We start from the raw sequence: 16917 nt of genomic DNA on the forward strand, positions 1-16917 counted from the left end.
CTCGTTGCCCTGTCCGCTTTTCAGTGAAGCCATTATTGCGAACTCGGGCGTTCGTCCATCGCTGGATAAGGGGTGAGAAAAAGGGGTATTTCGGCTGATGGAAATACGCGGCGCGTCGCGGGCGCGCGCCTTCGCCGGAAAAAGATTCCGCTTCGCCCGTTTCCTTGCGCGCGCGTCAAGGCGTAAGCTCTAGGGTCCGTTCGCCTGGCAACCGGCCATGCGAACGCCCGACATCGGCTGTAGTGCAAGGAGCGCGACGCCGCAATGCAGCCGGTTTCGCGCGCTCCCTGGATTGGATTTTCAGCCAGGGGTTGCCCTGCAAAGCGCAACGCATGGCCGTTCCGTACGTGAGCAGACCTCGACCGATTCGCCGCCCGGCCGCGCCGGACAATAAAGGAGACTTCTTCGCATGACGTCCGCTGTTCCTTCCTCACAGGCTCAAACCACCGGCGCGCGACTCGTCGTCGATGCGCTCGTTCATCACGGCGTCGAGCGCGTGTTTTGCGTGCCCGGCGAGAGCTTTCTCGCCGTGCTCGATTCCTTGCACGACGAAACCGCGCACATTCAGACGATCGTCTGCCGCCACGAGGCGGGCGCGGCGAACATGGCCGAGGCGGTCGGCAAGCTGACGGGCAAGCCGGGCATCGCGATCGTGACACGCGGGCCGGGCGCGACGCACGCGTCGATCGGTGTGCACACCGCGTTTCAGGATTCGACGCCGATGATCCTGCTCATCGGCCAATGCGCGCGCGATCACATGGACCGCGAGGCGTTTCAGGAGATCGACTATCGGCGGATGTTCGGGCAGATGGCGAAGTGGGTCGCGCAGATCGACGATCCGCGCCGCGTGCCCGAATACATGAGCCACGCGTTCCATGTGGCGATGTCGGGCCGTCCGGGTCCGGTCGTGCTGGCGCTGCCGGAGGACATGCTTACCGAAGCCGTCGACGCCGCGCCGCCCGCGCCGCGTTATCAGCGCGTGGCGGCGTCGCCGTCGGCGGCACAGATGGAACGGCTGCGCGCGTTGCTCGCGAATGCGAAGAAGCCGTTCGTGATCGCGGGCGGCAGCGGTTGGACCTCCGACGCGACGCAGGACTTCGCGCGCTTCATCGAACGATGGAAACTGCCGGCCGGCTGCGCGTTCCGCTATCAGGACACGCTTTCCAACGAGCATCCCAACTATGCGGGCGATGTCGGCCTCGGCATCAATCCGGCGCTCGCCGCGCGCGTGCGCGATGCCGACGTGCTCTTCGTGCTCGGCCCGCGCATGGGCGAATCGACGACGGGCGGTTACACGCTGCTCGACATTCCGAAGACGAAGCAGACGCTCATTCACGTGCATCAGGGCGCGGAAGAACTCGGGCGCGTGTACAGCGCGGATTTGCCGATCGTCTCGGGCATGCCGGAGATCGCGTCGCTGCTGGCTTCGCTGGAAGCTCCCGCCAGCGTTTCATGGGATGGCGAAGCCGAAGCCGCGCACGCCGCTTATCTCGAATGGCGCAAGCCGCGTCCGATGCTCGGGCGTGTCCAGCTCGGCGAAATCATGCGCCAGCTCGCGGACACGCTGCCCGCCGATTCGATCCTGACGAACGGCGCGGGCAATTACGCGACGTGGCTGCATCGGCACTATTCGTATCGGCATTTCCGGTCGCAGTGCGCGCCGACGAGCGGTGCGATGGGTTACGGCGTGCCCGCCGCCATCGCCGCGAAGTCGCTGTATCCGGACCGGACGGTGATCGCGTTCGCGGGCGACGGATGCTTCATGATGTCGAGCAACGAAATCGCCACGGCGATGCAATATGAACTGCCGGTGATTTTCATCGTCGTGAACAACGGGCAGTACGGGACGATCCGCATGCATCAGGAGCGGCATTATCCGAATCGCGTGCATGGAACGGGGCTGACGAACCCGGATTTCGTCGCGTATGCGCGGGCGTTCGGCGCGCACGGCGAGCTCGTCGAAACGACGGATCAGTTCATGCTCGCGTTCGAGCGGGCGCGGGAATCCGGTCTGCCTGCGGTCATCGAAATCCGCATTCCGCAGGATCAGAGCACGCCGGGCGCGACACTCGAACAAATTCGCCAGCAAGCCGGGCGCTAAAGGACAAACTTTCAATCTGCTTGCGACGCGCTCCCGGTGGCAGTAGAGTAGCCAGTTCAAAAACACCGGGAGTTAGCGATGCTTAAGGTTCTGGCTTTGTCGTTGGCGTTGAGTTTTTCGGGCGCGGCGTTCGCGAAGGCGGACTGCGCGGCGCATCCGAAGAGCGAATGGATGAAGGAATCGGATGCAAAGGCGCAACTGGAAGCGCAGGGCTACAAGATTCGCAAGTTCAAGGTCGATGGCAACTGCTACGAAATCTACGGCCACGACAAGGACGGCAAGAAAGTCGAGATCTATTACGACACCAAGACGCTGGCTGTCGTGAAATCGGAAGTCGAGTAAGCACGTGAAGGTGTGGGACGCGTGGGTGCGGCTCACGCACTGGGCCGTCGCGGGCATCGTCCTGTGGAATCTGTTCGGGCCGACGGATTCCACGCATCGGCTGCTCGGGTATGTCGCGGCGGGACTCGTCGCCGCGCGCATCGTGTGGGGCTTCGTCGGATCGCGTCACGCCCGGTTTTCGGCGTGGTGGCCGACGCGTTCGCATCTCCTCGGTTATCTGCGCTCGCTCGTCGCGGGAAAGCCCGAGCGTCACGTCTCGCACAATCCGCTCGGCGGACTGATGGCGCTCGTTCTGTGGGTTCTGGTTCTCGCGCTCGCCGTGTCCGGCTGGATCATGCGGCTCGATGCGTTCTGGGGCGAGGACTGGCCGCAGGATATGCACGCGTGGCTTGCCATCGCGATCGAAGTTTGCGTGTGCGTGCACGTCGCGGCGGCGGTGCTGATGAGCGTGTGGACGCGGGAGAATCTGGTTCGGGCGATGATTACCGGCAACAAAAAAGCCCCGTGACGTGAATCACGGGGCTTTCTCTTTTGAGCGCTCAGGCGAGCTTACTTCCCGCCCACGCTCTGCAACGTCGTCCACTTCCCACCGACGACCTTATACAGCGTAATCCCGCCGTTCTTCAGATCGCCCTTCGAGTCGTACGACAGGTGCTTCGCCGTCACGCCCTGCATGTCGGTCTTCGCGAGGAACGGCAGATACTTCGCCGGGTCCGTCGAGTTCGCGGCCTTCATCGCCTGGAACATGGCCATCGCGCCGTCGTAGGCGTACGGCGAGTACGTCTGCACGTCTTCGTTGAAGCGCTTCTTGTACTTCGCCGAGTAATCCGCGCCGCCAGGCATTTCGTCCATCGGCAGGCCGGCGAGCGATGCCACCGTGCCGTCGGACGCGTCGCCCGCGATCTTCAGGAACGTATCGGTCTTCACCATCTCGCCCGCCATCAGCGGCGCGCGGAAGCCGAGCGTCTTCATCTGCTTGACCATCGGGCCGGCTTGCGAATCCGCGCCGCCGTAGTACACGAGGTCCGGATTCGTCGACTTGATCTTCGTCAGAATCGCCTTGAAGTCGACAGCCTTGTCGTTCGTGAATTCACGGTCGACGATCGTGCCGCCCGCCGCCTTCGCCGCCTTCTCGAACTGGTCGGCAAGACCTTGGCCGTAGGCCGTGCGGTCATCGACGATCGCGATCTTCTTGACCTTCAAAGTCTTCACCGCGAATTCGCCCGCGACCGAGCCTTGCTGCGTGTCCGAGGTCATCATGCGGAAGGCCGTCTTGAAGCCTTGCGTCGTGTACTCGGGCGCCGTCGCCATCGCGATTTCGGGAATGCCCGCGTTCGCATAGATGCGCGATGCCGGGATCGTCGTGCCCGAATTGAAGTGGCCGAGCATGCCCTTGATGCCGTCGTCGACGAGGCGCTGCGCGACGGTCGTGCCCGTGCGCGGGTCGGCCTGGTCGTCCGCCGAGTTCAGCACGATGCGAACCGGCTTGCCGCCGATCACCGGCTTCGTCGCGTTGAAATCCTCGACGGCCAGCGTGATGCCGTTCTGCATGTCCTTGCCGTAGTGCGCCTGCGCGCCTGTCAGCGGGCCGGCGTAACCGACCTTCACGTCTTCTGCCGTCTGTGCAACTGCGGTCCCCGCGAACAGGCCGGCGAGCGTCATGGCTGCCGCCAGCTTGGTCATCGTGTGCTTCATAGCTTCTCCTGTATTCCAGTGTGGATGGCAGCCTGTGCCGGGATCGCCGTGCCTGCTGCCGATTGTTTGAATTTGTTTGAATCGAACGTTCGAGGGGTGACTCAACCGATCGTCATCAAATTCGCATTGCCGCCCGCCGCCGCCGTGTTCACGCTCACCGAGCGTTCCGTCAGCAGACGTTCGAGCGCATAGTCCTCGCCGTCGTGGCCAGCGTCGGCGAATGCTCCCGCAGCTACGCCCTGCACCGATACGATCGGTCCCGGACGTTTCGCGACTTCCTTCACGAGCGCCAGCAGTTCGTCGCTGTCGCCTTCGAACAGGACCGCATCGAAGTCTTCCGCCGCTTTACGCGACATCGCATACGGCTTGAGCGATGCCGGCAGCGACGCCGCAAGCTGCTCGCCCGCCGAGCCGCTGAACAACGCGCGATTGCCCGTCGCGAGGACGGCCGCCAGTTGCGCACGCGCGCCGCTCGCCGTCGCCGCCACACACAGCACCGTGCCGCGCGCGCCGAGCGTGTAGGTGTTGCGCTCGCCGGTCGGTCCGTTCAGAACCGTCGTTGCACCCGCCATCACGTGTTGCAGATAACCGTCGCAGCGCGCGGCCGTCTGCGGATCGCGCTCGCCGATCGCCCAGTCGCGCAAGGCGGTGAGCGCGGCCGTGGGCGTGTCCTTCGACGCGACCTGATCGACGACGAGCGTGCTCGCGAGCGACTTCGGCAAACCGACCGGGCGCTTCGCCAGCAGGCGCTGCAGATACAGCGCGCCGCCCGCCTTCGGACCCGTGCCCGACAAACCTTCGCCGCCGAACGGCTGCACGCCGACCACCGCGCCGATCACATTGCGGTTCACATAAATGTTGCCGACGTGCGCGCGCGAAATCACGTGCGCAATGGTTTCGTCGATACGCGTATGGATGCCGAGCGTGAGCCCATAACCCGTCGAGCGAATTTGGTCGAGGAGTTTATCAAGATTGGAACGGCGGTAACGCACCACATGCAGCACCGGGCCGAACACTTCGCGCTTGAGTTCGTCGATGCTGTCGAGCTCGATCAGCGTCGGCGGCACGAACGTGCCTTGCGCGCACGCGTCGGGCAGCGGCAGTTGCGTGACGCTGCGGCCCTTGTCGCGCATGCCGGCGATGTGCGCGTCGATGCCGCGTTTGGCATCGGCGTCGATGACGGGGCCGACATCCGTCGACAGACGATCCGGATTGCCGACCGCGAGCTGATTCATCGCGCCCGTCAGCATCTCGAGCGTGCGATCGGCGACATCGTCCTGAAGGCACAGCACGCGCAGCGCCGAGCAACGCTGGCCGGCCGAATCGAACGACGACTGCAGCACGTCCGCGACGACTTGCTCCGCGAGCGCCGACGAATCGACGATCATCGCGTTCTGGCCGCCGGTTTCGGCGATCAGCGGGATCGGACGGCCGTCCGGATCGAGACGCTCGGACAGCGTCTTGTTGATGAGGCGCGCGACTTCCGTCGAGCCGGTGAACATCACGGCGCGCGTGCGCGGATCGGCGACGAGCGCCGCGCCGACCGTTTCGCCATCGCCCGGCAGCAATTGCACCGCGCCCGCCGGCACGCCGGCTTCGCGCAGGATGCGCACGGCTTGCGCGGCGATCAGCGGTGTTTGCTCCGCGGGCTTCGCGAGCACCGGATTGCCGGCCGCGAGCGCGGCGGCGACCTGGCCCATGAAGATCGCGAGCGGGAAATTCCACGGGCTGATGCAGACGACCGGACCGAGCGGGCGATGCGTATCGTTCGAAAACTCCGCGCGAATCTGCGACGCGTAGTAGCGCAGGAAATCGATCGCCTCGCGAATTTCCGCGATGGCGTTAGGCAGCGACTTGCCCGCTTCGCGCACGACCAGCCCCATCAGCGTGTGCATCTGCGCTTCGAGCAGATCGGCGGCGCGCGCGAGGCAATCGGCGCGATCTTCGACGGGCGTCGCCTGCCAGATCGGCGCGGCGGCGACCGCGTTGGCGAGCGCTGCGCTCACCTGTTCCGCCGACGCTTCCACGACCGTGCCGACGAGATCGCGCAAATCCGACGGATTGCGCACATCGCGCGCCGGCTTGCCATTTTCGATGATGGTGCCGCCTTCGAGCATCGGCTCCGCGCGCCACGGATGATTCGCGCTCGCCAGCAACGCCGACGACAACGACGCCAGCCGATGCTCGTTCGACAGATCGAGGCCCATGGAATTGGAACGCTCGCTGCCATAGAGCTGGCGCGGCAGCGGAATCTTCGCGTGCGGCGCGCCGAGCGGCGTGATGGCTTGCGCTTCGTCGATCGGATCGCGCACGAGGTCTTTCACCGGAATCGATTCATCGGCGATACGGTTCACGAACGACGTATTCGCGCCGTTCTCCAGCAGACGGCGCACGAGATACGCAAGCAGCGTTTCATGCGTGCCGACCGGCGCATACACGCGGCACGGACGATTCAGCTTGTCTCGACCCGTCACTTCTTCGTAGAGCGGCTCGCCCATGCCGTGCAGGCACTGGAACTCGTACTGGCCGGGATAGTAGTTCTGCCCCGCGAGGTGATAGATCGCCGACAGCGTGAACGCGTTGTGCGTCGCGAATTGCGGATAAACGGCATCGGGCGCGCCGAGCAGCTTCTTCGCGCACGCGAGATACGAAATGTCCGTATAGATCTTGCGCGTATAGACCGGATAGCCTTCGAGGCCATCGACTTGCGCGCGCTTGATCTCCGAGTCCCAGTACGCGCCCTTCACGAGGCGAATCATCAAGCGATGACGGCTGCGGCGCGCGAGATCGATCAGATAGTCGATCACGAACGGACAGCGCTTCTGATAACCCTGCACCACGAAGCCGATGCCGTTCCAGCCCGCGAGTTCCGGGTCGAAGCACAGCGCTTCGAGCAGATCGAGCGAGATTTCGAGCCGGTCGGCTTCCTCGGCGTCGATGTTCAGGCCGATGTCATAACGGCGCGCCAGTTGCGCGAGCGAGCGCACCCGCGGCAGCAGCTCGTTCATCGTGCGTTCCTGCTGCGAGCGCGAATATCGCGGATGCAGCGCGGAGAGTTTGATGGAGATGCCCGGGCCTTCGTAGATGCCGCGCCCGCCCGCCGCCTTGCCAATTGCGTGGATCGCCTGCTCGTAGGACGCGTAGTAGCGCTGCGCGTCTTCTTCCGTCGTCGCGGCTTCGCCGAGCATGTCGTAGGAATAGCGGAAACCGCGCGCTTCGTACTTGCGGCTGTTCGCGAGCGCTTCGGAAATCGTTTCGCCGGTGACGAACTGCTCGCCCATCAGACGCATCGCCATATCGACGCCCTTGCGGATCAGCGGCTCGCCGCCACGGCCGATCAGACGCGTCAGCGCCGACGACAAACCCGCTTCGCTGTTCGTCGTCACGAGCTTGCCGGTGATCATCAGGCCCCACGTCGCCGCATTCACGAACAGCGACGGCGCCTGGCCCATGTGCGAGCGCCAGTCGCCCTTGCTGATCTTGTCGCGGATCAGCGCGTCGCGCGTCGCGCGATCGGGAATGCGCAGCAGCGCTTCGGCGAGGCACATCAGCGCGACGCCTTCCTGGCTCGACAGCGAGAATTCGTGGATCAGCCCTTCAACGCCGCCGCCCGAGCTTTTCGCGCGCAGCGCCTCGACGAGGCGCGTCGCGAGCTTTTCGGTTTCAGCGGCCACATTCGACGGCAGACGCGCCTGACCGATGAGAAATGGCACGCACTCCGGCTCGGGACGGCGATACGCCGCCGTGATTGCCGCGCGCAGCACCGATTGCGGCTGCACGTTCTGCGCAAAATCGAGGAACGGATGCGGCGCGCCTTCTTCATCGCTTTCGACGGGTGCGGCATCGGCCATTTCCGACGAGCCGTTCGCACCCGACAGTTCGGGCGGAAGCTGACCGTGCTCGATGCGCTCCAGATAAGCGAAGATCGCCTGCTTGATCAGCCAGTGAGGAGTGCGCTCGAGGCGCGTCGCGGCGTCTTTGAGCCGGGAACGCAGCAGATCGTCGACTTTGACGCCAAGGGTTGTGCTCGCCATATTTCCTTCGTTTGCCGGTCGTGTCCAACCCGGCCTGAGACCAAAAAGTTGGCGAATCGTACTCCGCTGATATAAAAGGTGCAACCGAGATTTTCGCTAGGGTTGCACCACAATGAAACCCTTACGCCACAAGGCTTTGAGCGGTGCGCCGCCGGATGCCGGGCTGGCGCTTGCCGCCTAGTAGTTTCCCTAATCCGGAATTTTTGGGACTGCCCCTAAGTAATTGCTGAGGCGCGGCCGATATAAACGCATGCGCCGCATACGGCGCGGCATTCGCGGCCGCCCTGCGCCGCGATCTCGGGGAGAGTAACGAGCATGAGCACTTGGATGGTGATAACTGGCGTTTGGGCAATGTTCGCGGTGTGCGTCGTGTTGTTCGTGCGGGGCGCGTCGCCGCATGTTCACCGCGCCGATGACGCTTCGGACCAGGGCGGCCGCGCAGCCGCCGACGTTTCCCGCGCCGAAGTCTGAATCAGACGTCGAGCGGATCGACTTCTACGTTCCAGCGCAACACGCCCTTGAGCGCGCGCAACTCCGGTTGCCACGCGCGCAGCGACGCCTGCAGCGCCGCCCGCGACGCGCTTTCGAGCAGCAGTTGCGCCCGATGCACATTGAAGACTTTGACGATGGTGAGCGGCACCGCGTCGTAGACCGTCACGCGGTCGGCGCCGGGCAGCGGCGCGAACGCAGCGGCGGCTTGCTTCAGAAACGCGAGCGCGGCATCGAGCGTGCGGCCTTCGGCGCGCAGCATCGCCTGATAGACGAACGGCGGCAGTCGCGCGTCGCGCCGTTCGGCGAGCGTCGAGTTGGCGAAACCCACGTAGTCCTGCCGCGATAACGCCTGATACAACGCGTGACGCGGATACCGCGTCTGAATCATCACTTCGCCCGGCAGTCCGGCACGTCCCGCGCGCCCGCTGACCTGCGTCAGTTGCGCGAACAGGCGCTCGCTCGCGCGGAAATCGTGGGAAAAGAGCGCGGTATCGGCATTGAGCACGCCGACGAGCGTCACGCGGCGGAAGTCGTGGCCCTTCGCGATCATTTGGGTGCCGACGAGAATATCGACCTCGCCCGCGTGGACATCGGAGAAAAGCGCCTGCGCGCTGCCCTTGCGACGCGTGCTGTCGGCATCGATGCGCAGCACGCGCGCGCCCGGCACCACGCTCGCGAGCGTTTCCTCGACGCGCTGAGTGCCGCGGCCCATCGGCGCGATATCGATGTTGCCGCACTCCGGACACGACTTCGGAATCCGCGATTCCCAGCCGCAGTGATGGCAGCGCAGCGCGCGCTCCGGCTTATGCAGCACGGCATAGGCGCTGCAGCGCGGACAGCCGGCGACCCAGCCGCAGGCGTCGCACGAGAGAATCGGCGCATAGCCGCGCCGGTTCAGGAAGACGAGACTTTGCTCGCCGCGCTCGACGCGCGACTTCAGCGCCGCGATCAACGGCCCCGCGAGACCTTCCACCGAAGCGCGCCCACGCCGCCGTTCCTCTTCGAGATCGATGAGCCTCACGCTCGGCAACGCCGCTTCGGCGACGGCGCGGCGGGCGAGCGTGAGCCGCGTGTAGCGGCCTTGCTCCGCCTGCCACCAGGTTTCGAGCGATGGCGTCGCGGAGCCGAGCACGACGGGAACATCCAGTTGCTTCGCGCGATAGATCGCCAGATCGCGCGCCGAGTAGCGCAGCCCTTCCTGTTGCTTGTACGCGGGATCGTGCTCTTCATCGACGACGATGATCGCGAGCTTCGGCATCGACGCGAGAATCGCGAGACGCGTCCCGAGCACGATGCGCGCGCCGCCCGTGTGCGCCGCGAGCCAGTTGCGCGCGCGCTCGCCTTCCGCCAGGCCGCTGTGCATCGTGACGATGGCGCCGTCGGCGAGCGCCGCGAACCGCGCGCGGAATGCCGCCTCGAACTGCGGCGTCAGGTTGATCTCGGGAACGAGAACGAGCGCTTGCGCGTCCGGGCGCGCGGCGAGCAACGCGGCAAGCGCGTGAAGATAGACCTCGGTCTTGCCGCTGCCCGTCACGCCGTGAAGCAGGAACGGAGCGAAGCCTTGTGCGCCGGAAATGGCATCGACCGCATCGCGCTGTTCGTCCGTGAGAACCGGCAGCGGCGCTGTTCCGGTCGGCAATGCGGGCATAAGCGATTCCAGCCCGGCGACGTCCGCCGTCACCGTTTCTTCGATCCAGCCGCGCGCGAGCCAGTCGTCGAACGTCGCACTCGCCTTCGGATGCAACGCGCGCGCATCCGATAGCGCCAGCGACGGCTCTTGCGCGAGCGCATCGGCGAGACGGCGCAGGGCGATCGCGCGCGCGGGCAACGCTTCGGGAAGCTGCGCGCGTCCTTCCGCAAGCATTCTGTAGCGCGGCTCAACGGCGAAAAGACGCTCCCAGCGCGCGGCATCGCGCAATGCCTGGGGCATCGCGGGCAGCGCGACCTCGCCAAGGCCGCGCTGGTAGTAATCGGCGGCGAATCCGGCCAGCGCGATCCATGTTTCGGAGAGCGGCGGGCATGCGCCGCAGACGGCGGTGACGCCGCGCAGTTTGCTCGCGGGCACGTCGCTTGTATCGGCGATTTCGCAAATCAGCCCGACGACTTCGCGCCGCCCGAACGGCACCTGCACCAGCATCCCGACGACGGGCACATCCGGCAGTCCGTAGCGATAGTCGAACAGCACGGGCATGGGCTGATCGACGGCGACGCGCACGAAAACGTCGGTCACCGCGCGCAGCCCCGCATAGAACGCTCAGACGTGAAAACGTGCCCGCGCGGGGCGAAGTTAAAGTGAAACATCAGAATCGCCCGTAAACCGCCGATTATTTTTAGATTTCCGATGCTTTCCACAGGCCTGTGGATAACTTTGTTGAGAAGTGCGTTCGTGTCCGCCGCAAACAATGTCACGAATCGCTTATGTGCGCTGACCCACATTTCGGGCGAAGCCCTTAAAAACTCTTAAAAATCATTAGCTTGAAGCGTAAATAGCGACACTTTATTGGTTGCCGCCGGCCATACGTCTGATGGCGCGCCGCAGCGAATAAAATGTGCATAAGTTCAGTCTTGACATCGGGGAATGCCGCGTGAGCCGGGCGATCCGGACGAAATGCTCCAGCCCCTGATCAGTTGCTCCGAAGCACCGACATTGCGGTGCAGCATGTGTCCGCAATGTCGGATTTCGGACGCATGTTATTGCGTGGCTCGGCCAGCGCGCATCGCCCGGCTATGGCGATGAACTTCATCGACCAACTCGGCGACGCTCTCTGGCGGCGTGAATTGCGAGATGCCGTGGCCCAGATTGAACACGTGGCCCGGAAAATTTCCGAAGCTCTCGAGCACCGCGCGCGCTTCGGTGCGAATCGCCGCGGGCGGCGCGAACAGCACGTTCGGATCGATGTTCCCTTGCAGCGCCACACGCGATCCGACTTTCTCGCGCGCGCGTCCCAGATTCATCGTCCAGTCGAGACCGACGGCATCGACGCCCGTTGCCGCGATTTCTTCGATCCACAGGCCGCCGCCCTTCGTGAAGGTGATGACCGGCACGCGCGCGCCTTCATGTTCGCGCTTCAGCCCCGCGACCACCTTCGCGATGTATTCGAGCGAAAAGCGCTGATATGCGCCATCGGCGAGTGCGCCGCCCCAGGTATCGAAGATCATCACGGCCTGCGCGCCCGCTTCGATCTGCGCGTTCAGATAGGCGGTGACGGCTTGCGCGTTGACGTCGAGAATGCGATGCATCAGGTCCGGGCGCGCATACGCCATCGATTTGACCGTGCGATGGTCGTCGGAGCCGCCGCCTTCGACCATGTAGCACGCGAGCGTCCACGGACTGCCCGAGAAGCCGATCAGCGGCACCTTCTGGCGGCCTTGCGCGTCGGTCAGCGCGCGGCGGATCTGGCTGACGGCGTCGGTGACGTAAGACAGCGTCGCGCCGATGTCGGGCACGGCAAGGCGCTTCACATCGTCTTCGGTACGCACGGTGCGCTCGAAACGCGGACCTTCGCCCTGCACGAAGTTCAGACCGAGGCCCATCGCGTCGGGGACGGTGAGGATATCGGAGAACAGAATGGCCGCGTCGAGCGGAAAGCGTTCGAGCGGCTGAAGCGTGACTTCGGTCGCGTAGTCCGGATTCTTCGCGAGGCCGAGAAAGCTGCCCGCGCGGGCACGCGTCGCGTTGTACTCCGGCAAGTAACGCCCTGCCTGGCGCATCAGCCAGATCGGCGTGTAGTCGGTCGGCTGGCGCAGCAGCGCGCGCAGGAAGGTGTCGTTCAGAAGAGTGTGTGCCACGTCGCTCGATGCTGAAGGCAGAGAATCGTCCATTCTACCGGAGCGCCCGGACGTTTACGCCGAGTGAGGCCGGCAATTCCGGACGAGTGATGGCGCACGGCCTATGTCGTTTGGCCGGGTTTCGGACAGCCGGCGGCGTCGTTATGATCGATGTGCTTACACAACTAGAACCAGGAGAATCGATGCAACGCACGTTTGTCAGAATCGCCGCCTCCGCCCTTGCAATGTCCGTCGCGCTCATGAACGTCGCGCAGGCCCAGACGGTTCAGGCCGGCACCGTCGCGGGCGCGAAGCCCGCCGCGCCCGCGGCCGTTCCAGCGCCCTCGCGCCTCGACGACGTGCTCGCGCGTCACACGCTGCGCATCTGCACGACAGGCGACTACAAGCCTTACTCCTTCCTGCGCGCGGACGGACAGTTCGAGGGCATCGACATCGATCTCGCGGAAAGTCTCGCCAGGTCGCTGGGCGCGAAGGCCGAGTACGTGAAGACGTCGTGGTCCAGTCTGATGAACGATTTCATCGCCAAATGCGATATCGCCGTGGGCGGCGTCTCGACCACGCTCGAGCGGCAAAAGCGCGCATTCTTCACCGCGCCGTACATGGAAGACGGGAAGACGCCCATCGTGCGTTGCGACGATGTGGACAAGTATCAGACGGTCGCACAGATCGATCAGCCGAACGTGCGGACCATCGTTAATCCGGGCGGCACCAACGAGCGCTTCGCGAAGCAGTTCTTTGCGCACTCGCAGTTGATCGAGTACCCGGACAACGTGACGATATTCAAGCAAATCCTCGACGGCAAAGCCGACGTGATGGTCACCGACGCCTCCGAAACACTGCTTCAGCAGAAACTCAATCCCGGTCTTTGCTCGGTGCATCCGGACAAGCCGTTCCAGTTCGGCGAAAAGGCGTACTTGCTTCCGCGCGGCGACGTGCCGTTTCAGCAATATGTCGATCAGTGGCTGCACCTCGCCCGGTCGTCGGGCGAGTTTCAGGCCGTGTACGACAAGTGGCTGAAGTGACGCTCAACGTAAGCGCTCAGCGATCGGCGCGCATGAGTTCGCCCGTGCGCTCGCCAATCCTGCGCAGCCAGCCAAGCGCCGCTTCCGATTGCGAATGCATGCGGCCGAAGCCGTGCGTCATGTCGCGCGCGTCGATCATCTCGACGCGCCCGCCGTTTGCTTCGAGAAAGCGCCTAAGCTCGACGGCGTCGTCGTAGAGCGGATCGAACGCCGCCGCGACGACGATCGCGGGCGCAGGCGTGCGCTCAAAGGGCTCGGACAGCGGAAAGGCCCGCACGTCGTGCTCGTGCGGCGTCTCGCCCGACAGGAACTGCGTCCAGTACCACTTCATTTCTTCGTTGGTGAGGCCGGGGCCGTTCGCATTCGCGATACAGCTCGGACTCTCGAACTGGCGGCGCATGACCGGATAAAGCAGCAACTGCAGCCCGACGAGTCCCGCGACGCGTTCGTTCGCGCCACGCGCCGCGACGACCGACAGATGCGCGCCCGCGCTATCGCCGCCAACTGCGAGCCGATCGGTCGCGAAGCCAAGCCGCGAGCGATGCTCGGCGAACCAGACGAGCGCGTCGAGCGCGTCGTCGCACGGTGCGGGAAATGGATGCTCCGGCGCCAGCCGATAATCGACACTCGCCACTGCGCACTGCGAATCGCGTGCGAGCCGCGCGACGAGGCCATCATGCGTATCGAGATCGCCGACGACCCAACCGCCGCCGTGGAAGTACACGAGAAGCGGCAGCGGGCCGCGCGCCGCTTTCGGCTTGTAGATGCGCGCGGCGATCGTGCGGCCGTCGAGCGGCAGTTCGATGTTCTCCGTCGTCACGGCATCGTCGCGGTCCGCGGCGTAAGCTTTGGCGACTTCACTGAAGCGCGCTCGCACCGCTTGCGCGTCGGCGGTGAGACCGAGCGGCGGAAACATGTCCTCGACGGCGCGGTAGTAGCGAAGCAAGGCTGCATCGACGGTCATACGTGTCTCCATAGCGTTTTGGTGTCCGGTGCGGGGATTTCAGGGGAGTTGCGCATCGATTTCATGCGTCCAGGCGTTCTATTTTCATGGAGAAATAGAATAATCGCATTAGCCCGAAAAACGGTATTTCGCATCCATCTAACGTCGATCGGATAATTCATCCGAATAACAGACAATATATCGAGGAAAATCGGGCGAACCGCGCGAGAATATTTCCTCGAAAGCTTATATGGCGCGGGTTACAACCTGAAACACTTTGTTACGGCGACTCGGAATCAATTCGCCCACAATCTGTTCAAACGGTTTCAACACGGATGTATTGGGCTGCGTTGTGCGAAAGCTGCGTGGTTCAATGGCAGGCTGTGGACGAAGTTCCCTTATTTGGGGCATCGGTGTTGGGGTCGTTATTCGAATGTAAGCTATTCGGAACATCCCACGTTTGGTCTCCTCGCGCTAACCCCGTAGCGTGTGGTTTTTAGCGGGCTCCAGGCCCGCTTTTTTTTCGCCCGGACAAACGTTTGCGGTTTTGAGCAATCAACCTCGAACGTTTCGTCTCAAGACAGAAGGGAGCGCCGCAGCGCTCCCTTTGTCGTTTATTGCGGCGATCCTAGTCGGAAGTTACGCGGTTTTCGCTTCAGCGAGCTTCAGTTCGTCAATCATCCGTGCGCGCATAACGAACTTCTGCGCCTTGCCGGTAACGGTCATCGGCAACTCGTCGACGAAGCGGATGTAGCGCGGAATCTTGTAGTGCGCAATCTGCCCGTGACAAAACTCGCGGATCTCGTCCTCGCTTGCCTGTTCCCCTGGACGCACGACGATCCACGCGCACACTTCCTCTCCGTACTTTTCATCGGGCACGCCGAATACCTGCACCGACTGCACCTTTGGATGCCGGAACAGGAATTCCTCGATCTCGCGCGGATAAATGTTTTCTCCGCCGCGAATCAGCATGTCCTTCAACCTGCCGACGATGTTGCAATAGCCTTCGGCATCGATCGTCGCAAGATCGCCCGTGTGCATCCAGCCATCGACGATCGCCTCGCGCGTCTTGGCTTCGTCGGCCCAGTAGCCTTTCATCACCGAATAGCCACGCGTGCAAAGCTCGCCGGTTTCGCCGACTGGCACGACGTTCCCCAGCGGATCGACGATCTTCACCTCCAGATGCGGCTGGATACGCCCGACGGTCGTGGTGCGCTTGTCGAGCGGATCGGTCGTCGAGCTTTGGAAGGACACCGGGCTCGTCTCCGTCATCCCGTATGCGATCGTAATCTCGCCGAGATGCATCTTCGACACGACGCGCTTCATCGTCTCGATCGGGCACGGCGAGCCCGCCATGATGCCCGTGCGCAGGCGGCTCAGATCGTACTTCCCGAAGTCGGGATGATCGAGTTCGGCGATGAACATCGTCGGCACGCCGTGCAGCGCAGTGCATTTTTCATCGTGGACGGCGGCGAGCGTCGCGCCGGGATCGAACGCTTCGCCCGGAAACACCATTGCGCAGCCGGTCGACACGCACGCGAGCACGGCCAGCACCATGCCGAAGCAGTGATACAGCGGCACCGGAATGCACAGCGAGTCCTGCTCGGTGAGGCGCATCGCTATCGCGATATAGCGCGCGTTGTTGACGATGTTCCGATGCGTGAGCGTCGCGCCCTTCGGATTGCCGGTCGTGCCGCTCGTAAACTGGACGTTGATCGCGTCGTCTGGGCCGAGTTTGGCTTCGAGCGCATCGAGCTTGGTCACGTCGAGCGCTTCGGCGCCGAGACGCATCACTTCATCGAAATCGAGCATGCCGGGCGTCTTTGCATCGCCCATGCGGATCACCGCGCGCAATTCCGGCAGCTTCGCGGCGTGGAGCGCATTCGGCGCGGCGTTGGCGAGTTCGGGCGCGAGCGCCTGCAGCATCTCCAGATATTTCGACGATTTGAATTGCTCGGCAGCGACGATCGCCTTGCAGCCGACCTTGTTCAGCGCGTATTCGAGTTCGGCCAGCCGGTACGCCGGATTGATGTTCACCAGCACGGCGCCCATGCGCGCGGTTGCGAATTGCGTGAGCAGCCATTCGACGCGATTCGGCGACCAGATGCCGACGCGATCGCCCGCCTGAATGCCGAGCGCAAGCAACCCGCTCGCGAGGATATCGACCTGATTCGCGAACTCGCGCCAGGTCCAGCGGATATTTTGTTCGCGGAACACGACCGCCGGGCGATCGGGAAAACGGCTCACGGTGTCAAGAAGAAAACGCGAAACCGTCGCGTCGCTCAATGGGATATCGGCGCTGCCGCGTACGTGAGAGATTCCGTCGCGTGGTTCGATCTGCGCGCCGGACTGCGTCGGTTCAGTTGCCATCGATGGTCTCCGCCAATATGAATCGCCGCCCGATGAAGGCTAAATGCAGGCCATTGTGCAACGCGAAGACACATGCGGCATTGGGTGTTTCCCCGCAATGCCATTCGAAGCCTGCAAGAAAACCCGTTC

General features: G+C 63.8%; 10 protein-coding genes. 4 read left to right on the top strand and 6 right to left on the bottom strand.

Annotated elements, in window-relative coordinates; translation table 11 throughout:
• Window positions 1-409 precede the first annotated feature (409 nt).
• From AWB77_RS00600 to AWB77_RS00610, 3 genes are all read left to right on the top strand, one after another.
• Entirely contained in the window at window positions 410-2101 is a 1692-nt protein-coding gene (locus AWB77_RS00600) for a thiamine pyrophosphate-binding protein (protein WP_061132475.1), read from the top strand.
• Window positions 2102-2179: 78 nt separating this feature from the next.
• Window positions 2180-2443, top strand: coding sequence for a PepSY domain-containing protein (locus tag AWB77_RS00605; protein ID WP_061132476.1), 264 nt, complete (start codon window positions 2180-2182; stop codon window positions 2441-2443).
• 4 nt (window positions 2444-2447) lie between these two features.
• Window positions 2448-2951, top strand: a complete 504-nt coding sequence (locus tag AWB77_RS00610; protein ID WP_061132477.1) for a cytochrome b/b6 domain-containing protein — start codon at window positions 2448-2450, stop codon at window positions 2949-2951.
• Between the two features lie 41 nt (window positions 2952-2992).
• On the opposite strand, the gene AWB77_RS00615 is transcribed toward AWB77_RS00610, so the two are convergent.
• The 4 genes from AWB77_RS00615 to hemE form a co-directional block, all read right to left on the bottom strand.
• Entirely contained in the window at window positions 2993-4138 is a 1146-nt protein-coding gene (locus tag AWB77_RS00615; protein ID WP_061132478.1) for a branched-chain amino acid ABC transporter substrate-binding protein, read from the bottom strand.
• A 101-nt stretch (window positions 4139-4239) separates the two neighbouring features.
• Complete coding sequence (gene putA, locus AWB77_RS00620) at window positions 4240-8172, bottom strand: trifunctional transcriptional regulator/proline dehydrogenase/L-glutamate gamma-semialdehyde dehydrogenase (protein ID WP_061132479.1); 3933 nt, start codon at window positions 8170-8172, stop codon at window positions 4240-4242.
• A gap of 472 nt (window positions 8173-8644) precedes the next feature.
• On the bottom strand, window positions 8645-10894 hold the full coding sequence (locus AWB77_RS00625; RefSeq protein WP_061132480.1) for a primosomal protein N': 2250 nt from the start codon (window positions 10892-10894) through the stop codon (window positions 8645-8647).
• Between the two features lie 461 nt (window positions 10895-11355).
• Window positions 11356-12453 (bottom strand): uroporphyrinogen decarboxylase, encoded by a 1098-nt coding sequence (gene hemE / locus AWB77_RS00635; protein ID WP_061132482.1) that lies wholly within the window; start codon window positions 12451-12453, stop codon window positions 11356-11358.
• Between the two features lie 182 nt (window positions 12454-12635).
• On the opposite strand from hemE, the gene AWB77_RS00640 reads away from it, so the two are divergent.
• Window positions 12636-13475, top strand: a complete 840-nt coding sequence (locus AWB77_RS00640) for a transporter substrate-binding domain-containing protein (protein ID WP_061132483.1) — start codon at window positions 12636-12638, stop codon at window positions 13473-13475.
• 16 nt (window positions 13476-13491) lie between these two features.
• On the opposite strand, the gene AWB77_RS00645 is transcribed toward AWB77_RS00640, so the two are convergent.
• Window positions 13492-14439 (bottom strand): alpha/beta hydrolase, encoded by a 948-nt coding sequence (locus tag AWB77_RS00645; RefSeq protein ID WP_061132484.1) that lies wholly within the window; start codon window positions 14437-14439, stop codon window positions 13492-13494.
• A 618-nt stretch (window positions 14440-15057) separates the two neighbouring features.
• Complete coding sequence (locus tag AWB77_RS00650) at window positions 15058-16788, bottom strand: AMP-binding protein (protein WP_061132485.1); 1731 nt, start codon at window positions 16786-16788, stop codon at window positions 15058-15060.
• Between the last annotated feature and the right edge of the window lie 129 nt (window positions 16789-16917).

Source organism: Caballeronia fortuita (assembly GCF_001544835.2).
GTDB classification, from domain to species: domain Bacteria; phylum Pseudomonadota; class Gammaproteobacteria; order Burkholderiales; family Burkholderiaceae; genus Caballeronia; species Caballeronia fortuita.